The 21097-nt window shown below is 60.3% G+C and carries 19 protein-coding genes and 1 tRNA gene; 7 read left to right on the top strand and 13 right to left on the bottom strand.

The genetic code is table 11. The features are described 5' to 3' along the window. Positions 1 to 152: 152 nt before the first annotated feature. The 5 genes from CD58_RS00760 to oscA form a co-directional block, all read right to left on the bottom strand. On the bottom strand, positions 153 to 1142 hold the full coding sequence (locus tag CD58_RS00760; RefSeq protein WP_025211192.1) for a sulfate/molybdate ABC transporter ATP-binding protein: 990 nt from the start codon (positions 1140 to 1142) through the stop codon (positions 153 to 155). 3 nt (positions 1143 to 1145) lie between these two features. Next, a complete protein-coding gene (gene cysW / locus CD58_RS00755; protein WP_025211191.1) occupies positions 1146 to 2015 on the bottom strand; it encodes a sulfate ABC transporter permease subunit CysW in 870 nt (289 codons plus the stop codon). 12 nt (positions 2016 to 2027) lie between these two features. Then, positions 2028 to 2846, bottom strand: coding sequence for a sulfate ABC transporter permease subunit CysT (gene cysT, locus CD58_RS00750; RefSeq protein ID WP_013692011.1), 819 nt, complete (start codon positions 2844 to 2846; stop codon positions 2028 to 2030). A 230-nt stretch (positions 2847 to 3076) separates the two neighbouring features. Then, complete coding sequence (locus CD58_RS00745; RefSeq protein ID WP_025211190.1) at positions 3077 to 4090, bottom strand: sulfate ABC transporter substrate-binding protein; 1014 nt, start codon at positions 4088 to 4090, stop codon at positions 3077 to 3079. Positions 4091 to 4227: 137 nt separating this feature from the next. Next, entirely contained in the window at positions 4228 to 4410 is a 183-nt protein-coding gene (gene oscA, locus CD58_RS00740; RefSeq protein WP_003186967.1) for a sulfur starvation response protein OscA, read from the bottom strand. A gap of 479 nt (positions 4411 to 4889) precedes the next feature. Between oscA and CD58_RS00735 the strand changes: the two genes are divergently transcribed. After that, positions 4890 to 5273 carry a DUF6124 family protein gene (locus CD58_RS00735; RefSeq protein WP_025211189.1) on the top strand — a complete coding sequence of 128 codons (384 nt, stop codon included), beginning with the start codon at positions 4890 to 4892 and terminating at the stop codon, positions 5271 to 5273. A gap of 158 nt (positions 5274 to 5431) precedes the next feature. Here CD58_RS00735 and dibA read toward each other — a convergent pair whose 3' ends face one another. Continuing rightward, entirely contained in the window at positions 5432 to 7339 is a 1908-nt protein-coding gene (dibA, locus tag CD58_RS00730; protein ID WP_025211188.1) for a phosphodiesterase DibA, read from the bottom strand. 146 nt (positions 7340 to 7485) lie between these two features. On the opposite strand from dibA, the gene desA reads away from it, so the two are divergent. Together desA and CD58_RS00720 are read left to right on the top strand one after the other, a co-directional pair. Beyond that, positions 7486 to 8670 (top strand): delta-9 fatty acid desaturase DesA, encoded by a 1185-nt coding sequence (desA, locus tag CD58_RS00725; protein ID WP_025211187.1) that lies wholly within the window; start codon positions 7486 to 7488, stop codon positions 8668 to 8670. A 291-nt stretch (positions 8671 to 8961) separates the two neighbouring features. Then, complete coding sequence (locus tag CD58_RS00720; RefSeq protein WP_025211186.1) at positions 8962 to 9951, top strand: GGDEF domain-containing protein; 990 nt, start codon at positions 8962 to 8964, stop codon at positions 9949 to 9951. Between the two features lie 132 nt (positions 9952 to 10083). Here the strand turns inward: CD58_RS00720 and CD58_RS00715 are convergent, their stop codons facing one another. The 3 genes from CD58_RS00715 to gabD all read right to left on the bottom strand — a co-directional run bounded on the left by CD58_RS00715 (position 10084) and on the right by gabD (position 14329). After that, positions 10084 to 11298 (bottom strand): HDOD domain-containing protein, encoded by a 1215-nt coding sequence (locus CD58_RS00715; protein WP_025211185.1) that lies wholly within the window; start codon positions 11296 to 11298, stop codon positions 10084 to 10086. Positions 11299 to 11436: 138 nt separating this feature from the next. Continuing rightward, positions 11437 to 12714 (bottom strand): 4-aminobutyrate--2-oxoglutarate transaminase, encoded by a 1278-nt coding sequence (gene gabT / locus CD58_RS00710; protein ID WP_025211184.1) that lies wholly within the window; start codon positions 12712 to 12714, stop codon positions 11437 to 11439. Positions 12715 to 12886: 172 nt separating this feature from the next. After that, positions 12887 to 14329: an NADP-dependent succinate-semialdehyde dehydrogenase gene (gabD, locus tag CD58_RS00705; protein WP_025211183.1), complete on the bottom strand. Its 1443-nt coding sequence runs from the start codon at positions 14327 to 14329 to the stop codon at positions 12887 to 12889. A gap of 349 nt (positions 14330 to 14678) precedes the next feature. Here gabD and CD58_RS00700 point away from each other — a divergent pair. Together CD58_RS00700 and CD58_RS00695 are read left to right on the top strand one after the other, a co-directional pair. Then, a tRNA-Arg gene (locus tag CD58_RS00700) sits at positions 14679 to 14755 on the top strand. Positions 14756 to 15154: 399 nt separating this feature from the next. Continuing rightward, complete coding sequence (locus CD58_RS00695) at positions 15155 to 15769, top strand: Abi family protein (RefSeq protein ID WP_235195288.1); 615 nt, start codon at positions 15155 to 15157, stop codon at positions 15767 to 15769. A 310-nt stretch (positions 15770 to 16079) separates the two neighbouring features. Here CD58_RS00695 and CD58_RS00690 read toward each other — a convergent pair whose 3' ends face one another. From CD58_RS00690 to CD58_RS00675, 4 genes are all read right to left on the bottom strand, one after another. Next, complete coding sequence (locus CD58_RS00690; RefSeq protein WP_025211182.1) at positions 16080 to 16439, bottom strand: hypothetical protein; 360 nt, start codon at positions 16437 to 16439, stop codon at positions 16080 to 16082. Positions 16440 to 16551: 112 nt separating this feature from the next. Continuing rightward, positions 16552 to 17169 carry a hypothetical protein gene (locus CD58_RS00685; protein WP_025211181.1) on the bottom strand — a complete coding sequence of 206 codons (618 nt, stop codon included), beginning with the start codon at positions 17167 to 17169 and terminating at the stop codon, positions 16552 to 16554. After that, positions 17166 to 17738: an RNA polymerase sigma factor gene (locus tag CD58_RS00680; RefSeq protein ID WP_025211180.1), complete on the bottom strand. Its 573-nt coding sequence runs from the start codon at positions 17736 to 17738 to the stop codon at positions 17166 to 17168. The genes CD58_RS00685 and CD58_RS00680 overlap by 4 nt, the downstream gene beginning before the upstream one ends. Before the next feature lie 174 nt (positions 17739 to 17912). Then, a complete protein-coding gene (locus CD58_RS00675) occupies positions 17913 to 19586 on the bottom strand; it encodes a vWA domain-containing protein (RefSeq protein WP_025211179.1) in 1674 nt (557 codons plus the stop codon). Between the two features lie 220 nt (positions 19587 to 19806). On the opposite strand from CD58_RS00675, the gene CD58_RS00670 reads away from it, so the two are divergent. Then, positions 19807 to 20418 (top strand): hypothetical protein, encoded by a 612-nt coding sequence (locus CD58_RS00670; protein ID WP_025211178.1) that lies wholly within the window; start codon positions 19807 to 19809, stop codon positions 20416 to 20418. 16 nt (positions 20419 to 20434) lie between these two features. Next, positions 20435 to 21022 (top strand): hypothetical protein, encoded by a 588-nt coding sequence (locus CD58_RS00665; RefSeq protein WP_025211177.1) that lies wholly within the window; start codon positions 20435 to 20437, stop codon positions 21020 to 21022. The last annotated feature ends 75 nt before the right edge of the window (positions 21023 to 21097 follow it).

Raw genomic sequence — 21097 nt, 5'->3', positions numbered from 1 at the left:
TAGAACCGATTGAAGCAAGGACGAGCGGTGTTATTCAGATTCGGAGGAAGTTGGCTGTGCCGTCGCCATCGCGAGCAAGCTCGCTCCCACAAGGTCAGGAGGATGACCGCCGAACCACTGTGGGAGCGAGCTTGCTCGCGATGCTTTTGATCCTAAAGGTTGGCGACCTTCTGCCAGACCTTGGGCTTGAAGAACAGCGTCTCGCCCTTCGCCAGGCCCACCAGGCTGTCGTGATCCTTCACCACTTCAGCTTCGATCAGCTCACTCTGGCCTTCCACCTTCAGGGTCACCCGGGTGGTGGCGCCCAGCGGCCGGATGTCGCGCACTTCGGCGGCATGGTGGTCTTCCAGTTCCGAACGCGACAGCGAGACTTCATGGGGACGGAACAGCACGTGCCGATCCTCACCCAAGTGCAGGCGGTTCGAGTCGCCGAGGAAGTGATAGACAAAGTCGCTGGCCGGGTTCTCGTAAACGTCGCCCGGTGAGCCAATCTGCTCGATCACGCCCTTGTTCATCACCACGATCCGGTCGGCGACTTCCATGGCTTCTTCCTGGTCGTGGGTCACGAACACCGAGGTCAGGTTGATGTCCTCGTGCAGGCGCGCCAGCCAGCGGCGCAGTTCCTTGCGGACCTTGGCGTCAAGGGCACCGAAGGGCTCGTCCAGCAGCAACACCTTGGGCTCCACCGCCAATGCGCGAGCCAGGGCGATGCGCTGGCGCTGGCCGCCGGACAGCTGCTCAGGGTAGCGGTCGGCGAGCCAATCCAGCTGCACCATGTTCAGCAGTTCGTGGACCTTGGTCGCGATCTGGCTTTCGTTCGGGCGTTGATTCTTGGGCTTCATGCGCAGGCCGAAAGCGACGTTATCGAACACCGTCATGTGGCGGAACAAGGCGTAGTGCTGGAACACGAAACCGACGTTGCGATCACGCACATCGTGGCCGGACACGTCCTCGCCGTGGAACACGATGTTGCCATGGTCCGGCGTTTCGAGGCCGGCGATGATCCGCAACAGCGTGGTCTTGCCGCAACCCGACGGGCCCAGCAACGCGACCAATTCACCGCTCTGGATGTCCAGGCTGATGTCGTCCAGGGCCCTGAAGGCGTTGAAATTCTTGCTGACGTTACGAACTTCGATCGACATGACTTATTCCTCCGCGGCGCTGGCGCGCAGGCGGTTGATTCGGTTTTCGCTCCACTGCTTGAGCAGCAGGATCAAGAGCGCCAGGATCAGCAACAGGCTCGCCACAGCGAACGCGGCCACGTGGTTGTATTCGTTGTAGAGGATCTCGACGTGCAGCGGCAGGGTGTTGGTCACCCCGCGAATGTGCCCGGACACCACCGACACCGCGCCGAACTCGCCCATGGCCCGGGCGGTACACAGCACCACGCCATAGATCAGGCCCCACTTGATGTTCGGCACGGTGATGTGCCAGAACATCTGCCAGCCATTGGCGCCCAGCAGGCGCGCGGCTTCCTCTTCCTGGGTGCCCTGCTCCTGCATCAGCGGGATCAGCTCCCGGGCCACGAACGGCACGGTGACAAAAATCGTCGCCAGCACGATCCCCGGCAGCGCAAACACAATCTGGATGTCGTGATCCGACAGCCACGGCCCGAACAGGCCCTGGGCGCCAAACATCAGCACATACACCAGGCCCGCGATCACCGGCGACACCGAAAACGGCAAGTCGATCAGCGTCACCAGCATGCTCTTGCCACGGAATGAATACTTGCTCACGCACCACGCGGCACTGACGCCGAACACCAGGTTCAGCGGCACCGAGATCAGCACGGCGATCACCGTGAGCTTCAGCGCCGACAATGCGTCGGGTTCGAAGATCGCGGTAAAGAATGCCCCCAGGCCTGACTTCAGCCCCTGGGACACCACGATGAACAGCGGCAGCAATAAAAACAGCGCAAAAATCAGCCAGCCAAGGCCGATCAGGATTCGCCGCGACGTCGCACTGCCACGACGGGCAGCGTTGGTGGAGGCTGCGGAAATAGACGATTGGGACATGTTCGCGCCTCCTTATGGGGTTTCGATGCGCCGCTGCAGCAGGTTGATCAGCAGCAACAGGACGAAGGAAACCACCAGCATCAGCACGCCGATGGAGGTGGCGCCGGTGTAGTCGTATTGGTCGAGCTTGACCATGATCAACAGCGGCAGGATCTCGGTTTTCATCGGCATGTTGCCGGCGATGAAAATCACCGAACCGTACTCGCCCACGCCACGGGCAAACGCCAGGGCGAAGCCGGTCAACCAGGCCGGCAGCAACGCCGGAACCAGGATATGGCGGAACACCTGCCACGGCTTGGCACCGAGGCAGGCGGCAGCTTCTTCGACTTCACGGGGAATATCAGCCAGCACCGGCTGCACCGTGCGCACCACGAACGGCAGCGTCACGAACGTCAGTGCCAAGGTGATGCCCAGCGGCGTATAGGCGATCTTGAACCCCAGGTCAGTGGCGAACTGGCCCACCAGGCCGGTCGGCGCGTACAACGCTGTCAGGGCGATGCCGGCCACGGCGGTGGGCAGGGCGAACGGCAGGTCGATCATCGCGTCGATGATCTTGCGGCCGGGGAAGGTGTAGCGCACCAACACCCAGGCCAGCAACGTACCGATCACACCGTTGATGATCGCGGCGTACAGCGCGGTGCCGAAGCTGAGCTTCAAGGCAGCCAGCACCCGTGGCGCCGAGATGATCGCCCAGAACTGTTCCCAGGTGAGTTGAGCGGCATGCACGAACATCGCCGCCAGGGGTATGAGCACAATCAGACTGAGGTACACCAGGGTGTAGCCCAGCGTCAGCCCGAAGCCGGGTATGACGGGGGATATGCGACGCGACATAGAAGTCCTTGGTTGAGAACAGCAAAGCCCCGACGGCCATTGCAATGCGGTTCGCTGGCGAGTGAATCCGTGGCGAGGGAGCTTGCTCCCGCTGGGCTGCGCAGCAGCCCCGTTTTTGTGAGCGCTTCGCACTCAAGCGGGAGCAAGCTCCCTCGCCACAAAGAATCCTTCAAGCCTTGAGTAAACAACATTGCAACAGCAGTCAGAGCCCATTTTATGGCCTGTCCAGCTTACTGCGCCTGATAGATCTGGTCGAACACGCCGCCATCATTGAAGAATTTCGGTTGCGCGGTTTTCCAGCCGCCGAAATCCTTGTCGATGGTCACCAGGTCCAGTTTCGGAAACTGGCGCGAGTACTTGGCGGCAACGTCCTTGTCACGTGGACGATAGAAGTTCTTCGCGGCGATTTCCTGGCCCGCCGGGCTGTACAAGTGCTTGAGATAGGCTTCGGCGATTTCAGCGTTGCCTTTTTTCTCGGCGTTCTTGTTCACCACCGCCACCGGCGGTTCGGCGAGGATCGACAGCGACGGCACGACGATGTCGAACTTATCGGCGCCGCCGTCTTCCTTCAGCGCCAGGAAGGCTTCGTTTTCCCAGGCCAGCAACACGTCGCCCTGACCGTTGTTGACGAAGGTAATGGTCGAGCCTCGGGCGCCGGTGTCGAGGATCGGCACGTGCTTGAACAGCGCTTGTACGTATTCCTTGGCCTTGGCTTCGTCACCACCGTTGGCCTTCAGGCCATAAGCCCAAGCCGCGAGGAAGTTCCAGCGAGCGCCGCCGGAGGTCTTCGGGTTCGGCGTGATGACCGACACGTCATTCTTGATCAGGTCGCCCCAATCCTTGATGCCCTTGGGATTGCCCTTGCGCACCAGGAACACGATGGTCGAGGTGTAAGGCGTGCTGGCGTCCGGCAGGCGTGTTTGCCAATCCAGCGGCAGGGACTTGCCCAGCTTGGCGATTTCATCGATGTCGCCGGCCAGGGCCAGGGTCACCACGTCGGCCCGCAGACCATCGATCACCGCCCGGCCTTGCTTGCCCGAACCACCGTGGGATTGCTGGATCTTCACGTTGTCGTCCGGGTGCGCTTTCTTCCAGAAACTGGCGAACTCGGCGTTGTAATCCTGGTAAAGCTCGCGGGTCGGGTCGTAGGACACGTTGAGCAGCTCGTAATCCTTGGCGACCGCGGAACCTGCAAAAACAGCGCTGGCCAGGACGGCCAGGGCATAACGACGAATGGACGACATGATGAAAGCTCCTGGAATTCTGATGTTCTTATGGCTTCTGGAAATTCGTTTGGCTTGTAGAAAACAGATCGCAGCCTTCGGCAGCGCCTAGACCTAGCCCCCCGTAGGAGCTGCCGAAGGCTGCGATCTTTTGGTTTTCAAGACGGCTTATGACTCGGTTGCTGCAAGCGGAATTTTTCCTTGCGTTCGATCTGGACCACCTGGGCGTTGTGCACGGTAATTTCCACTGCCCCAAAGCGAAGATCGCGCAACGCGCTCTGGATCTCGCGCAAGATGGTTGCTTCGTCCTGGCCGTCAACGCTACGTAGGGATGCGCTCATGCTGCTGCTCCTTGAATGAATGCCTGGCAGTGGGCTGCACTGCTTGCGGCGTGGGAGCAATACTAGATAAGCGCGGATATTCTTAAAAAGACTATTTAAGAATTTTTATATAACCAAAATAACATCGAGCACTCGGCGTCCTACGGCGGGTGTGTTTGCGAGTCTTTTCCCTGCCAAGCTCTCGGATATTTCCTTCGAAACGCCGGGCTGTTCATGAACTAGGCAGCGCTCTGGGGCACCGCTAACCTTTGTTCGTCATCGCAAAAAACGGTGACACGGACGTGCAAGTCCGGACTGGTACGCAATTGGTCATGGCTATTGACCGAGCATTTTTTTATGCTCGCATCCGTTATGGCGATTGTGCGTGGGAGACCTTCGGGTCTGCCGGCGGTACCGGACCGGTCTTGCACACCTACGCACAGTTGCCACCTCTTCGAATGCAAGCGAAAGGATGGCAACCCCAACTCTGGTACATAAATATGGTTAAGCCGTCACCGAATCCGCCACAAAGCGGCCACAAATCCCGCGTCGAAGCCCTCGAAGAAAAAAAGCTCGAAGACGCCGCCACCCGCGCCCTCGACTACTACCTCAACCCCCAGCCAGCCTCTCCGCCCGAACCCGACAATAACCAGCTCTTCATCGTCTCCCCCCACATCGACACCGAAACCCTGCTGGCCAACGCTTCCGAAGACCTGCTCTCCATCAGCACCATCGCCGCCGACCTGGCCGACGACGTCGACGACTCACGCCGCTGCGTAGCCCTGGCGATCAGTCGCATGGCCGATGGGGTTCAGTTATTGGTCGAGCGGGCGTTGGATGATCTGGAAACCAAGGGAATGGCGGCGCCTGGGGCCAAGGGGTAGCGCTGGCATCGATGCAGGCTGAGCCGACGCCATCGCGAGCAAGCTCGCTCCCACAGGGGAAGCGGGTTGGCGCGGATATCACAGGCCACACAAAACCACTGTGGGAGCGAGCTTGCTCGCGATGGCGGAGTGTCAGTCAACATCAACGCAGCTGACGATCAAGCAATCACCGGTGCCCGATCCCAATCCAACTGCTGCGCCGGCACCGGCCGGCCAAACCAGTAGCCCTGCCCGAGCTCACAAGCCTGTTCCAGCAGGAATGCCGCTTGCTCGCGCTGCTCGATGCCCTCGGCATGCACCTGCATGCCCATGCTACGAGCCAGGGCGATGATCACCCGGACAATCGCGGCATCGTCTTCATCCCACGGCAACCCGGCGACAAAGCCCTGATCGATCTTGAGCTTCTGCACCGGCAGGCGCTTGAGCCGCAGCAGCGACGAATAGCCGGTACCAAAATCGTCGATCGCCAGCCGCACACCCAGTTCCCGCAGGCGATGCATCTGCTCCAGCGCCACTTCCGGATCTTCCATGACCGCGCTTTCGGTCACTTCCAGCTCCAGGCAGGCCGGATCCAGGCCCGTGTCGTGCAATACCCGGGCGACCTGCTCATACAACTCGCGATGGGCGAACAGACGGCTGGAAACGTTGACCGCGACGAACGACAACGCCACGCCGGCCTGCTGCCATTGGCACATCTGCCGACAAGCATGCTCCATGACCCAGGCATCGATCTGGGCGATCAGCCCGGTGCGTTCGGCAATAGGAATGAACTCGGCCGGCGAAACCAACCCCCGCGTGGGATGCTCCCAGCGTACCAGCGCCTCGACCCCGATCACGCGACTGGTCGTCAGGTCGTGCACCGGCTGGTAATGCACCCGCAGTTCTTGCTGCTCAAGGGCGCGGCGCAGTTCGGAGGCAATCTCGACCCGTTGCTGAGCGTGGGCGGTAAGCTCCTCGGTGTACAGCGCGTAACCATCACGCCCGGCGCTCTTGGCCTTGAACAACGCCGAATCGGCGTTGCGCAGCAACTGCCCGGCGTTGAGGGCATCGCCGGGGAACAGGCTGATGCCGATGCTGGCATTGATGAACAGGGACTGCTGATCGATCCGCAACGGCTCCTTCAGTGCATCGAGAATCCGCCGGGCCAGGACCGCCGCCTGCCCGGGCTGCGAACAGTTTTCCACCAGCACGGCAAATTCATCGCCGCCCAGCCGAGCCAGGGTCACGCCCGGCGCAAAGAGCCCGCGAAACCGCTTCGACACACCCTTGAGCAACTCGTCGCCGACGTTGTGCCCCAGGCTGTCGTTGATATTTTTGAAATGATCCAGGTCCACCAGCAACAGAGCGCAGCCACGCTTGTGCAACTGCGCCGACGCCAGGGCCTGTTCGGTGCGATCGGAAAACAGCAGCCGGTTAGGCAGTCCGGTCAACGGATCATGATGAGCGAGGTGAGCAAGTTCATGCTCAGAATCCTTGATCGCACTGATGTCGGAAAACACCGCGACGTAATGGCTGATCTGGCCGCTGTCGTCGTAAATGACCCGGATTGTCTGCCATTGAGGGTAGATTTCGCCGCTTTTACGCCGGTTCCAGATCTCACCGCTCCACTCGCCAGCGCTGGCCAGGGATGCAAACATGTCACGATAGAAATCCGGCCCATGGCGACCCGACTTGAATAGATTGGGTCGCTGGCCCAACACTTCGTTCCGAACGTAACCGGTGATGGTCATGAAGGCCCGATTGACGTGCACGATCAAACCGTTGCGGTCCGTTACCAGTACACCTTCGCGGGTGCAATCGAAGACGGCGGCCGCCTGGCGCAGGCGTTCGCGATCGGTCTTGTGCTCGCCCTTGCCAAAAAACCGGGACACACGCACCCGAGCCAGGAAAATCAGCCCAGCACTGACCAGGACCCAGGCATAACCGTTAATCAGTTGCCAGTGAAGCCGGTCAGCGGATTGATCGAAGAAACTGCTCAATAAATAACCAACCAACTGCAGCCAGGTGACTGACAACAGGAGATAAAGCAGCGCTGCGCGCAAAGCAGTGCGGTGGTAGACAGTCATTCGGCCATCCATGTCCCTATGAAGAGGCGGGAATTATAGAGGAAGAAACATCCTGCCACTCTTATCTGAAAGGGCGACTGGTTTTATCTGTTGGGCCGGTGATAATGCAACGGCAGTTTCTATCTTTATCGAGGGCCCTACAGCCTATGTGGTACGAAGGTTTTCTTGGCTTGTCGCCCTGGTCACTGGTGGCAGTCACCCTGCTGATGACCCACGTCACGATCATTGGCGTCACGGTCTACCTGCACCGTTATTCGGCTCATCGCTCCCTTGAGCTCAATGCCGGCCTCAAGCATTTTTTCCGCTTCTGGCTGTGGCTGACCACAGCACAGAACACCCGCGAATGGACCGCCATCCACCGCAAGCACCACGCCAAATGCGAAACCGTCGACGACCCCCACAGCCCGGTCATCAAAGGTTTGTCCACCGTACTGCGCAAAGGTGCCGAGCTGTATCGCGCCGAGGCGGAAAATCCGGAAACCCTGCGCATCTACGGCAAGAACTGCCCCGACGACTGGATCGAGCGCAATCTCTATAGCCGCTTCCCGCTGCTGGGCGTGGCGATCATGGGCGTCATCGACCTGCTGCTGTTCGGCACCATCGGCATCACCATCTGGGCCGTCCAGATGATGTGGATTCCGGTCTGGGCCGCTGGCGTGGTCAATGGCTTGGGCCATGCCGTGGGCTACCGCAACTTCGAATGCCGCGATGCGGCGACCAACCTGGTGCCTTGGGGCATCCTGATCGGTGGCGAAGAACTGCACAACAACCATCACACCTACCCCAACTCAGCCAAGCTGTCAGTCCGCAAATGGGAATTCGACCTGGGCTGGGCCTGGATCCAGGTGTTCAGTTTCCTGCGTTTGGCCAAGGTCCAGCGGGTCGCACCGATCGCCCACCGGGTCGAAGGCAAGGGCCACCTGGACATGGACACCGCCATGGCGATCCTCAATAACCGCTTCCAGATCATGGCGCAGTACCGTCGGCTGGTCATCGCGCCGCTGGTCAAGCAGGAACTGGAGAAGGTCGATCACTCGGTGCGTCACCAGTTCTACCGGGCCAAACGCCTGCTGTCGCGGGAAACCAGCCTGTTGGACGACCGGCATCACTTGCGTATCCAGAACATGCTGGAACACAGCCAGGCGCTGAAAGTGATCTACGAAAAACGCCTCGCCTTGCAGCAGATATGGGTCAAGACCAGCAGCAACGGCCATGACATGCTCGCGGCCATCAAGGAATGGGTCCACGAAGCCGAGGCCAGCGGCATCCAGTCCCTGCGAGACTTCGCCGACCAACTCAAGACCTACTCGCTGCGGCCTGCCACGGCCTGACCAGGCAACGCCATGTGGGGAAGGGCTTTTTTGTGGCGAGGGAGCTTGCTCCCGCTGGGCTGCATAGCAGCCCTTCTTTTCTTGTGAGCGCTTCGCGCTCAAGCGGGAGCAAGCTCCCTGGCCACAGGTTCAACACTCAGCATTTGGTTGGCTAGATCCCCCGCCCTTCGTCGCCTGAAAAGGAACTTCGCCTCAAATCCCTTATCTCAAAGAGCACTTCGCCATCCTGGCGGGCTTTGGAGTGAGCGCGTGCAAATCCACAGCAGTGCACGTTCTTTGAGATTTTTACCGATGGTCGACAAGAACCTACAGGATTCATCCCAGCCTCATTGGCCCGAAGCGGCCCAGACACTCATGGCACTGATGCACGCCCAGGGCGAAGTGGCGCGCCTGAGCGAGCGTGAGCAGCTGTTCAGTTCGTTGCTGGTCAGTGTCAATGCCGTGCTGTGGGCATTCAACTGGGAAACGCGACAAGTGCTGTACGTCAGCCCCGCCTACGAACGGATCTTCGGCCGCCCTGCCGGCCTGGTAATGGCCGATTTCAACGAGTGGCGCGACGCAATCTACCCCGACGACCAGGACTACGCCGAACGCAGCCTGGCCGAAGTGCTGGTCAAAGGCGCCGTCGAGGATCGCGAATACCGCATCATCGCCGCCGATGGCCAGATCCGCTGGCTCAGCGACAAATGCTTCATCAATCGCAAGGCCGAACCAGGGCAGCCGGTGATTGTGGTGGGCATCGCCGAAGACATCACCGAAAAGAAGCTGCTGGAAAGCGAACTGCAGCGACTGGCGACCACCGATGTCCTGACCCAGAGCAGCAATCGTCGGCATTTTTTCGAGTGCGCCCACCGCGAATTCGCGCAGGCACGGCTACAAGGAATGCCCATGGCGTTCCTGTTGCTGGACATCGATGACTTCAAGGTGATCAACGACACCTATGGCCATCAGGAAGGCGATACCGTGTTGCAGAAAATCGCCGAAAGCGGCCGGTCCGTGCTCAGGCGTGGAGACCTGTTCGGGCGTATCGGCGGCGAAGAGTTCGCCGCGGTGTTCCCCGGTTGCGCCCCGGACATGGCATTGCAAGTGGCCGAACGCTTGCAACGAGAGATTCAACGCCTGGCCTTCCGCAGCGGGGATCAGGGCTTCGGTATTACCGTCAGCCAGGGCCTGACCAGCATCACTGCCGAAGACCAGAGCCTCGACAGCCTGTTCGCCCGCGCCGACGCAGCCATGTACGAAGCCAAGCGCCAGGGCAAGAATCGCATTATTGCGGCTTGAGTGAGTTGTCCCGCCATTGATCAACTGTGGGAGCGGGCTTGCTCGCGAATGCGGTGTTTCAGTAAAGAAAATATCGACTGATACACCGCATTCGCGAGCAAGCCCGCTCCCACATTGGGTTAGGTGATAGTCCTACTTGCGGCGCATGCGCATCAACTCCGGCAACCCAATCTTCAGCAAGCGCGCCGTGCGGCCACGGGCCAGTTCTTCAAGCCCTTCATGCTCGGTCAGATGAGCCAACTGCGCGGCCATGTTCATCACCAATGCCTCGCGGGAATACACCCCACCACCCAGGCTATAGGCGGCCGCGATCAACTCCCGCAGCTCCAGCGGCAGGCGCCAGCGCGTGCGCAGCGCCGAACCGAAACCGGCGCCGTACTTGTCCAGTGAATTCCCGACTTCCTCCAGTTCATCCAGCTCGCCACCCGCCTGTGTCCATTCTTCCAGGCAACGCAACAGCGCCAGGTCGCCGAGTCGATGCAACAACCCGGCGCAATAACAGCGCTCCGGTTCCAGATCCAGCAACCGCGCCAATATTCGCGCGTACTCGGCGGTGTGCAGCGACAATTCCCAGTAGCGCTGGGCATAGTCCGCCAGACACGGGACACTGAGCCGGGCGCAGCGCTTGAGGGTCAGGCCGAGGACCAGGTTCATGCTCTGCCCGGTACCGAGCTGGTGCAACGCTCGGGCCACGGTCTGCACCGGAACACCCCCTTGCTGCTGGGCGGCACTGTTGGCCGCTGCGATCAGCACCGCGGTGATCTGCGGGTCGGTGCGCAGCTGCTCTTCAAATAGCTTCAAGTCCAGGCCAGCGGGGTTGAGGCTGCGCTTGACCGCCACCTGCACGTCGGTCATCAGCGGCGCACCTTCAGACATATCACGCCGCCGCTCCAGAAAGGCTGCCAGGGTCAATCCCGACCCCGGAACCGGCATTTCATTGGAGGTTTCTTCGCCACCCAACAACAACCCCTGCAAACGCTGGGTCAAGTCTTCTCGGTTCAAGGGCTTGGTCAAATAGGCCGTAGGCGCCAGCGGCAAGACCTCACGCACACTGGCGCTGTCGTTGCGCCGACTCATCAGGATGAACGGCAACGGCGGGGTGCGATGTTGCTGGCGAAGGCCGCGCAGGATAGTCAGGCCATCGACACCCGGCAGCTCCCAATCGGCGATCACCAGGTCATAGGGATTGTTCGCCAGCAGCTCCAACGCCTGTTTCCCCTCGCCACACGTATCCACCCGGGCATCGCAGCGCACACCCGACAACACCTGTTCAAGCAGCTCACGGGACGCCGGATCAGCCTCGGCGATCAATACACGCGGTACAGCCGGTAACTCCACAGCGGTCATGCAGCACACTCCCTTGCCATACTTGCACCTTAGACCTTGGCGACCGTTCCAGACAGCTCAAAACCCACGGGATATGATCCCGGACATGAAAAAACCCGCCGAAGCGGGTTTTTTGTGGATCAGTGCACAACCCGGGACTCAGAGCTCGGAGAAGCACTCTTCGATGATTGCCAGGCCTTTGTCCAGTTGCTCGTCCGGCGAGGTCAGCGGCACCAGCACCCGCAGAACGTTGCCATAGGTGCCACAGGACAACAGGATCAAGCCCTTGTCACGCGCCTTGGCCACGACCTGGGCCACGGCGGCGGCGTTCGGCTTGTGGGAGTCGCCGTTTTCAAACAGCTCCACCGCAATCATCGCACCCAGGGCGCGGACTTCGCCGATCACCGGGTACTTCTTCTGGATAGCCTTGAGGCCCGTGACCAGGCGCTCGCCCACGGCCTTGCAACGGTCCAGCAGGTGTTCCTCTTCGAAGACTTCCATCACCGCCAGCGCAGCCGCGCAAGCAATCGGGCTGCCGGCGTAGGTGCCGCCCAGGCCACCCGGGGCGATGGCATCCATGTACTCGGCCTTGCCGCAGACACCGGCCAACGGGAAGCCGCCGGCGATGGATTTGGCGAAGGTGGTCAGGTCAGCGGCAACGCCCATCTGCTCCATGGCGAAGAAGGTGCCGGTACGACCAGCGCCGGTCTGGACTTCGTCAGCGATCAACAGAATGCCGTGCTGGTCGCACAGGGCGCGCAGGCGCTTCATGAATTCCTTGGGCGCCACGTAGAAACCACCCTCGCCCTGCACCGGCTCGATGATGATTGCAGCGATGTCACGGGGCTCGGCGTCGTTCTTGAAGATGCGTTCGATGCTGGCGATGGAATCGTCGATGCTCACACCGTGCAGTTCGTTCGGGTACAGCGCGCGGAAGATGCCGCCGGGCATCAGGCCCATGCCAGCCGAGTACGGCACGACTTTACCGGTCAGGCCCAGGGTCATCATGGTGCGACCGTGGTAAGCGCCGGTGAAGGCGATCACACCGGCACGGCCTGTGGCGGCGCGGGCGATTTTCACGGCGTTTTCCACCGCTTCCGAACCGGTGGTCACCAGCAGGGTTTTCTTGGCGAAATCACCGGGCACCTTGGCGTTGATTTTTTCGCACAGTTCCACGTACGGCTCGTAGGCCAGGACCTGGAAGCAGGTGTGCGTCAGCTTGTTCAACTGCGCGGTCACGGCGGCGATGATTTTCGGGTGCACGTGGCCGGTGTTCAGTACAGCGATACCGCCGGCGAAGTCGATGAATTCACGACCTTCAACGTCGGTGACCGTAGCGTTCTTCGCCGATTCAGCGAAAATCGGGTGAATCTGGCCGACGCCACGTGGAACAGCGGCGGTACGGCGGGCCATCAACTCAGCATTAGTCTTGCTCATTACAGTCCTCATTCGCCGCTCATCGGTCGGCGTGGCTCAAGGAATACATGGCGGGAAGGCAACTGCGACAGCATGCGATGATCGACTGCCACAGCGTTCCCGGCCACAAGAAACAGAACGGGTGAAACACGCAAAGGGGCAGCGCTCTCGTGCCCTTTGCGCTTGAAGCGGATCAGATACCCAGGCAGAGGTATTTGATTTCCAGGTAGTCCTCGATGCCGTACTTGGAACCTTCACGGCCCAGGCCCGACGCCTTGATGCCGCCGAACGGCGCGACTTCGTTGGAGATCAAACCAGTGTTGACGCCGACCATGCCGTATTCCAGGGCCTCGGCCACACGGAACACACGGCCCAGGTCGCGGGCATAGAAGTAGGAAGCCAGGCCGAACTCGGTGTCGTTGGACATCGCGATCACTTCGGCTTCGTCTTTGAAGCGGAACAGCGGCGCCAGCGGGCCGAAGGTTTCTTCCTTCGCCACGGCGGCATTGTTCGGCACATTGGTCAGGATGGTCGGTTCGAAGAAGTTGCCTTCCATCGCCTTGCCGCCCGACAGCACGGTCGCGCCTTTGCTGACCGCATCGGCAATGTGCTCTTGCACCTTGGCGACCGCTTTGCCGTCGATCAATGGGCCAGTGGTGGTGCCGTCTTCCAGACCGTTGCCAATCTTGAGCTTGGCCACCGCCACTTTCAGTTTCTCAGCGAAGGCGTCGTACACCGAATCCTGGATGTACAGACGGTTGGCACAGACGCAGGTCTGGCCGTTGTTGCGGTACTTGGAAATGATCGCGCCTTCGACGGCCTTATCCAGGTCCGCATCGTCGAACACGATGAACGGCGCGTTGCCACCCAGTTCCAGGGAGACTTTCTTGATGTCCTTGGCGCATTCGGCCATCAGCTGGCGACCGATCTCGGTCGAGCCGGTGAACGACAGCTTGCGCACGATCGGGTTGCTGGTCAGCTCGCCACCGATGTCACCGGCGCTGCCGGTGACCACGCTCAGCACGCCTTGCGGAATGCCGGCACGGTGCGCCAGTTCCACCAGGGCCAGGGCCGAGAACGGGGTTTGCGAAGCAGGCTTGATGACCATGGTGCAACCAGCGGCCAGGGCCGGGCCGGCCTTGCGGGTGATCATCGCGGCCGGGAAGTTCCACGGGGTAATGGCCGCGGTCACGCCGATTGGCTGCTTGATCACGATCAGGCGCTTGTCGGGCTGGTGGCCGGGAATCACGTCACCGTAGATGCGCTTGGCTTCTTCGGCGAACCACTCGATGAAGGAAGCGGCGTAGACGATTTCGCCCTTGGCCTCGGCCAGTGGCTTGCCTTGTTCCAGGGTCATCAGGCGACCGAGGTCGTCCTGGTTTTCGATCAGCAATTCGTACCAGCGGCGCAGCTTGTTGGCGCGCTCTTTGGCGGTCAACGCACGCCAGGCCGGCAGTGCCTTGTCGGCGGCTTCAATCGCCCGGCGGGTTTCGGCGGCGCCCATCTTCGGCACGGTGCCCAGCACTTCGCCCGTTGCCGGGTTGGTAACCTTGATCGTCTGACCATTGTCCGCATCGACCCAAGCGCCATCGATAAAGGCTTGTTGGCGGAACAACTGGGTGTCTTTAAGCTGCATGTCGGCTTTCCTTAACAGCACCGCGCACGCGCGGAGCGAATTAGATTTGTAGAAAGGCGCCTCAGGGGCTGCCGTCAGGGAAATCATCCACCGGGCTGAAGCACAGAAATAACGCACATAAGCACAGACGTGCGGTTCAGCACCCAGACAAGAGCGTTTGAAATCTCAAACGAATCCTAGGGCCGATGGGGGTGAAGGACAATAGGCTGTTCGAAAAAAAGAACGAAAAAACCGAATTTGCCCGCTTTTTCTGATCAGCGTAGCCGATGCCCGCCCATGCTCATGAAAACACCGGCAAATCAGCAGCATGGACGCCCGCCATGCATATGAGTATCATGGCGCCCGCGTCGCACCAGTAGCTCAGCTGGATAGAGTACTGCCCTCCGAAGGCAGGGGTCGTGGGTTCGAATCCCGCCTGGTGCACCATACATGCAAAATCAAAAGCCTCAGTCCTCACGGATTGGGGCTTTTTTATGGACGCGAAATTTTCCGTATCGAACGTCGTTGATATCGATCACGACCCACTACGAGTCTTGTTACATAACGCTCCTCATCTGAGTGTGGAGAGAATGGCAAAGTCATCTCCCAGAGCTCCCAAGATGCCCTTCTGAAACTTGGCCCTACAAAAATACTTGCTCACAAGGAGCCGCCACGTGAAGGGGTATGTGGAAAGCAAAAGACAGACAAAGGGCGGATTAGGCGATGTTTAAATGAAGCAGGGGTATCCCAAAACTTGGCAGAGCTACCAAGCGCAGCTTGAATTGTTGATGGCTCGGGGAATGGTCGTTACTGATCAACCTAAAGCACTGGAATATTTGGAGCGCATTGGTTATTACCGCCTCAGCGGCTACTGGTTCGGCTACGCAGTTGGACGGTCAGACTGGACTAACCAAACATCATGCGTGGATAGGTAAACACGCCGCGTTAATCAATCGCTCGAAGGAAGATTTTATTCGGCACAATAAAGAAAAATACGGCCTTCCCCTCGCCGTCTGGGTGGCGTGCGAAGTTTGGGACTTCGGCGCGTTATCGACCCTTTATGCGGGCATGACCGAAATCGATCAAGATGCCATATCTCGAGAGTACGGCATCAGCAATGGCCGGATCTTCGCCACTTGGCTCCGCAGCCTGAATTACCTGCGGAACGTATGCGCCCATCATAGTCGCCTGTGGAACCGGAACATAGCCGATCAACCGAAGCTGCCCCCTGTAGAGCAGGCGCCTTCATTAAGCGCGTTCCATGACGACACGCACGGACGTGCACGCCCGTTCCTGCTTTTGTGCATCACCCAGCATCTGATGAAAACCATCAATCCCTCATCAAGTTGGGGGCAGCGGTTGAAGGCTCTGCTGGAGGATGATTTTCCAGATTTGTCCCGCCTCGGTCTTAATCTGGAGGGCATGGGCGTCGATAATGATTGGCAGAAGCGTGACTGGTGAGGAAAAAATTCAAGCAATAAAAAACCCCTGAGCAGTATCAGCGCCGAAGCGCATCAACCGACAGGGGCCGTGTTGCGAGCAATTATAGAGATCAGAAGTCTCCCGTCAATCACCCACCAGCCATGACGGCCTCACCAGCAATCGCCGTCCTAAGACTGGATATTTCAGGTCGCCGTTTCGCGCTGTCAGGAAACAGGCGTAGCGGGTCAGGGCCGTATCGTCGACAGCCTACCGCTGCGAGCCAGAACCGAGGCTGACCATTTTCGTGACATCACGAAAATGGTCGCCAATCAGATGACCCATATGCCCCTCATTTCCTTAGGCCCTGAATCACTCCATGAGGATCGTCCATCTCGCTCCAGGCAGTACCATCGAGTTCTTTGAGTTGAGTAACCGCACAGCGCAAAGAGACTCTCTCAAGCCTCTCGTAGGACTGAATGAACATTCTTCGCAGGCGCCAGCCACCCTGTGGCCGACTTTCCCACTCCCCTGCACCATGGACACGAATGGAGATGAACAACAGCTTGCCCAGATGTTCTGCCAATGCCGCATCGGCTTCACAAAGAAAATTTTCACCACCGGTGCCCTCAAGCAGAACAGGAACCGTCTCGCCCTCCCCACCAATAGAATACAGACGCCCCTGGACGCTACCTTGCTTGATGATAACCATGAGAGAGGGCCTTTACGTTTAGGGGTTGAGTAGCATCGCAGCCTTCGGCAGCTCCTACAGCGCAGCCCAGCGAGAGCAAGTCCCTCGCTACGGACGTTGGTGCTCGCAGACTTTAAGGCTTGCGCAACGCCTCCAACCGCGCCGGCAAGTCTTCCTTGGGAAAACGCTTGTGCAGCGCCAGCAGCTTCTCATCAGCAGCCTTGATATCCCCCGCCTCGCGCAGGCGCAGGATTTCCATCAGGCCTTGCTCTAGGGGTGGCAGTGCAGCTGGCGCGGCTTTGCTCATTTTTGCCGCAGGCTTTTCCATCAGGGCCTGGTCAGCGCTGGCTGGGACCCGGGCCAGTTCGCCCTGGGGCGCCATGCGGATAATCGGCGCGGGAGCGGGCATGGCGGGCGGGGGCGCGGCGGCAGCGGCGGGTTCCTGTCGATTGGCGGAAAACTCCATCGATGCTGGCGCGGCCAGGTCGTCTTGGGGCATCGGCGAGCGCAATACCAGGCCGATCATCAGCGCCACACCGGCGACCGTGGCGAATGCCATTTGCCAGCGGGGCCGTTGGCAGGCCTGCAACCAGCGTGTCCACAGGCTCGGTGCAGGCGTTGGGGCTTCGCGGCGGGCGGTGGCCAGGATGAAGGCGTCCAGGGAAGCCGGCGGCTCGCCGCTGGCGTGCTGGCGGAAATGCTCGATCAGCACTTCGTCGTTGGGATCCGGGGTGTGTTTAGAGTCGATCATGCGGGTACCTCCTCGGCCAGCAGCCGATGCAACTTCTGCTGGGCGTAACGCAAGCGGCTTTTGACCGTTTCCAGCGGGGCGCCGGTCAGGGCGGCAATCTGCGGCAACTCCAGGTCGCCGTGCAGGCGCAACAGGAAGACTTCCCGCTGGTCTTCAGGCAAGGCCTGCAACGCGGCGTCCAGGCGAGCCTGATCGCGGCTCAGGCTCAGCTGTTGTTCGGGGCTGCCGGTGTCGTCGGACTGGACGTGAAGCTGCTCGTCGTAACTGTCGTGCAACGGCGTGTGGACACCGTGTCTGCGCCAGTGATCGATCAAGCGGTTACGGGCAATCTGGAACAACCAGGTACGAAAACTCGCCCGCCCTTGTGGCTGGGTCGCGCTGCGGATCAGGCTGAGCCAGGTGTCCTGGAAGATTTCCTCGGCCAGTTCTGCCTTGTTACTCAAGGACACGAGGAAACGGTAAAGCCCCTGCCGGTGGCGGGCGTACAGGACTTCAAAGCAAGCCCCGTCGCCGTTGCGGTAGCGGGCCAGCAGCAATTCATCGCTGGGAGAATCAAGCGCAGCGGGCATGTGGGGGGCGAACTCCTTTCCGGTCATTGCAACACAGTCCTGGCAGACAACAAGGGTTCCCTGTGGGAGCGAGCTTGCTCGCGATGGCGTCGGATCAGTCAATGATGAGCATGATCGGTCCACCGCTATCGCGAGCAAGCTCGCTCCCACATGTGATCCTTGCTGTGCTCGGGATCAGCGCTTGGCCGCAGGCTTGAGGCTTTGGGCAAGCTCCACCAACTGCACAAACTCGGCACGCAGCCCAAACGGATCATCACCGCGGGCGGAGCGGGCCAATTGCGCCGTGTCCTTCAAGCTCATCGTCCCAGTGTAACGCCCATCACCCTTGAGCTGTTGGGCGAAGGCCGCCACGGCAGCCGAGAAGCGTAAGTCATCGCTGGCCTTGCCTTCGCCCGGCGTGCTGGCGATAGGGTGCTCGATCAAGCGGCTGCTGCCACCTTCAGCGGGCTTGTAGCGTACGCGCAACATGGCCAATTCCCCTGACTGGCCGTCCTGCTTGGGTGTGTTGGCATAACGCAGCGGCTCCAACCAACCCGGCTGGCCCTTCGGGACAATTTCATACAACGCCGTCACCGTGTGTCCGGCACCGATCTCGCCCGCGTCGACCTTGTCGTTGTTGAAATCCTCACGCTTCAGCGCGCGGTTCTCATACCCCAGCAGGCGATATTCGCTGACCTGGGCGGGGTTGAACTCCACCTGCACCTTCACATCCTGCGCGACTGTCGCCAGGGTTGAGCTGAGTTGGTCCACCAGCACCTTGCGCGCTTCGAGCAGGTTGTCGATGTAGGCGTAGTTACCGTTACCGGCGTCGGCCAGTTGCTCCATCAGGTGTTCATTGTAGTTATCCACACCGAAGCCCAGCGTCGTGAGGGACACACCGCTTTTACGCTGGTCTACCGCCATCTGCTTGAGGCTGTCGAAATCACTGATACCGACGTTGAAGTCACCGTCAGTGGCCAGCAGGATGCGGTTGATGCCTTTGTCGATGAAGCTCTCCCGAGCCATCTGATAGGCCAGTTCGATCCCCGAGGCACCGGCCGTGGAACCACCGGCGTCCAACTGATCGATCGCATTGCGGATCTTCACCTTGTCGCGGCCCGAAGTGGGCTTGAGCACCACCCGGGATTCGCCGGCATAGACCACCAGGGACACGCGGTCCTGGTCACGCAGTTGATCCACCAGCAGCTTCAGTGTGCTTTTGACCAGCGGCAGGCCTTCACGGCGGTCCATGGAGCCGGAAACGTCCACCAGGAAGACCAGGTTGGCCGGGGCCAGATCCGCCACGGCGCGGTCGCTCGCCTTGACGCCAATGCGCAGCAGGCGAGTGTGTGGATTCCAGGGCGACGGGGCCACTTCGGTGGTCACGCCGAAGGGTGACCCGTCGGTGGGCAAGGCATAGTGGTAAGGGAAGTAGTTGACCATTTCCTCCAGTCGCACAGCCCCTTCGGGCGGCAGGCTGCCTTGATTGAGGAAACGTCGCACATTGGCATAGCTGCCGGTATCAACATCCACGCTGAAGGTCGAGACTGGCGTTTCGGCCACGCTATGGATGGGGTTGTCAGGCAGTTTTTCGTACTGTTCGCGTGGTTCAGAGCGGTAATCCCCAGCGACGGCGTCGTTCGCTACCCGTGGGGCGGGCATCGCTGCCGGGACGGCCATGCGCTTGGCCATGGACTCGCGAATATAGGTGACCTCGCCTTGCGGAACAACGCTGGGCGCCACCGCCACCGGTTCGACCGGCTTGGCAGTCTCCCGGGACGAAGACATCCCACAGCCGGCCAATGCCACCAGCAAGGTCACGGCAAAGCCCTGGGCAGCGGGGCGCAGAAATGGAAATGGACGGGACATGGGCTGAACCTCGTGAATGAATGATCCGTACACAAGCTCAGACGCAAGGCATGGGTGGTTCGGGTTAACGGCCTGAAAAATTTTTTTGACCGCTCGTCACGCAGCCTCCCTGGCGCAGCGTTTCTGTTCTTCAGTCCCTTGATAAACCAGCCAATTTCCCTCAAGTTACCGCCCCCCAAGTCGAGACACTAAAGTGCCATCAACCCTATAAGGACATTCCGTGCTGAAAACTCTCCTCAAGATCGCCGCCGTCGTCGCCACGCTGTCGATGACCGGCTGCGTGTCCTACACCGTCACCGGCCCGGTGGGCGCCCCGCAACACCCTGCCCCCGTGAACAGCCCGCGTATCGCACAGATCGCCGATGTCGCCGTGACCGCACCCGATGTCAACGACGCCACCCGCACCGCCATCAGCCGCTCACTGACGGCCCAGCTGAACCAGTACGTGCAGACCGGCGGCTACTTCAAGCAAGTGACTGAATACCCGACGCGCCTCGGCGAGAACGACGTGTTGCTGAAGTTCAACATGACCTCCCTCAAGGGCCATCGCGGCGTGCATCCGGGTTACGTCCCGGGGGCTTTGCTGACGCTGACCGTCTGGATCTGGGTGAACGGCCCGATCTACGTCGACAGTTTCGATGTCGCCGGTAACCTGGTGATCGTCGACCGTGACGGCAAGGAACTGGCAGCGGCCAAGGAAGAGGTCAAGCTTGAGCGCAACGTCGGTCTGTATGGCCGTGAATACTGGGCGCCGACCATGGGTGCCCAACAAATGAATCAGCTGGTCGCACAGCTGTTGGATACCGCCACCGCGCGCCTGGCCAAACAGTAATTCCAAGGAGCAACACATGATGGGTTTCATCAAACACAGCCTGGTGCTCGCCGCCGTCCTGCTGACCGGTTGCGTGTCCTACTCGCAACACGAACTGCCCGCCGTACAGACCTGGCCTCCCGCTGCCGCCACGGCACCGCAAAAGCCCACTGCTTTCGTGCGCACCACTGCGCTGAACCAGGTCAACAGTGGCCCGGCCGTTGCAGCTTCGGGCGCCCAGGCCACCGCGTGGGAAACCTCCGTGGCCGAGACCTTCCGTGACTCCGGACGGTTCACGCGGGTCAGCACCGACAAGGTCACCTCAGACATTTACGCCGAAGCGACCTTGAGCAACAACGAACAGTTCAGCATGGCCTCCGCCATCATCACCGGCGCCACCTTCTTCATCATTCCGTCCACGGCGCAAAACACCTTCACCCTCGAAACCGTGTTCAAGGACAAGGACGGCAAGGAGTTTGGTCGTGTGAAAAAGAGTGAATCGGTGCGGACCTGGATGCACCTTGTGCTGATCGTAGGCATTCCGTTCCAGCAGGACACCCGCGACGTGGTTCAGGCGCTGACGCGCAGCACGCTGGACGAGGCGGTGCGGCGGCAGTTGTTGTAACTGACGGCTCCCGCAACGGTGTGAGATTTATTGTGGCGAGGGAGGTTGCTCCCTCACCACAGATCACTCCAAGCT

Source organism: Pseudomonas brassicacearum, from assembly GCF_000585995.1.
In the GTDB taxonomy this organism is placed as follows: Bacteria; Pseudomonadota; Gammaproteobacteria; order Pseudomonadales; family Pseudomonadaceae; genus Aquipseudomonas; species Aquipseudomonas brassicacearum_A.
Note: the sequence above shows the minus strand (reverse complement) of the source record. Positions and strands in the feature narration are given on the sequence as shown.

Bases quoted from the DNA above. Each gene is read 5' to 3' on its own strand.
- CD58_RS00760 (WP_025211192.1), bottom strand. From the start codon at position 1,142: ATGTCGATCGAAGTTCGTAACGTCAGCAAGAATTTCAACGCCTTCAGG.
- cysW (WP_025211191.1), bottom strand. From the start codon at position 2,015: ATGTCCCAATCGTCTATTTCCGCAGCCTCCACCAACGCTGCCCGTCGT.
- cysT (WP_013692011.1), bottom strand. From the start codon at position 2,846: ATGTCGCGTCGCATATCCCCCGTCATACCCGGCTTCGGGCTGACGCTG.
- CD58_RS00745 (WP_025211190.1), bottom strand. From the start codon at position 4,090: ATGTCGTCCATTCGTCGTTATGCCCTGGCCGTCCTGGCCAGCGCTGTT.
- oscA (WP_003186967.1), bottom strand. From the start codon at position 4,410: ATGAGCGCATCCCTACGTAGCGTTGACGGCCAGGACGAAGCAACCATC.
- CD58_RS00735 (WP_025211189.1), top strand. From the start codon at position 4,890: ATGGTTAAGCCGTCACCGAATCCGCCACAAAGCGGCCACAAATCCCGC.
- dibA (WP_025211188.1), bottom strand. From the start codon at position 7,339: ATGACTGTCTACCACCGCACTGCTTTGCGCGCAGCGCTGCTTTATCTC.
- desA (WP_025211187.1), top strand. From the start codon at position 7,486: ATGTGGTACGAAGGTTTTCTTGGCTTGTCGCCCTGGTCACTGGTGGCA.
- CD58_RS00720 (WP_025211186.1), top strand. From the start codon at position 8,962: ATGGTCGACAAGAACCTACAGGATTCATCCCAGCCTCATTGGCCCGAA.
- CD58_RS00715 (WP_025211185.1), bottom strand. From the start codon at position 11,298: ATGACCGCTGTGGAGTTACCGGCTGTACCGCGTGTATTGATCGCCGAG.
- gabT (WP_025211184.1), bottom strand. From the start codon at position 12,714: ATGAGCAAGACTAATGCTGAGTTGATGGCCCGCCGTACCGCCGCTGTT.
- gabD (WP_025211183.1), bottom strand. From the start codon at position 14,329: ATGCAGCTTAAAGACACCCAGTTGTTCCGCCAACAAGCCTTTATCGAT.
- CD58_RS00690 (WP_025211182.1), bottom strand. From the start codon at position 16,439: ATGGTTATCATCAAGCAAGGTAGCGTCCAGGGGCGTCTGTATTCTATT.
- CD58_RS00685 (WP_025211181.1), bottom strand. From the start codon at position 17,169: ATGATCGACTCTAAACACACCCCGGATCCCAACGACGAAGTGCTGATC.
- CD58_RS00680 (WP_025211180.1), bottom strand. From the start codon at position 17,738: ATGCCCGCTGCGCTTGATTCTCCCAGCGATGAATTGCTGCTGGCCCGC.
- CD58_RS00675 (WP_025211179.1), bottom strand. From the start codon at position 19,586: ATGTCCCGTCCATTTCCATTTCTGCGCCCCGCTGCCCAGGGCTTTGCC.
- CD58_RS00665 (WP_025211177.1), top strand. From the start codon at position 20,435: ATGATGGGTTTCATCAAACACAGCCTGGTGCTCGCCGCCGTCCTGCTG.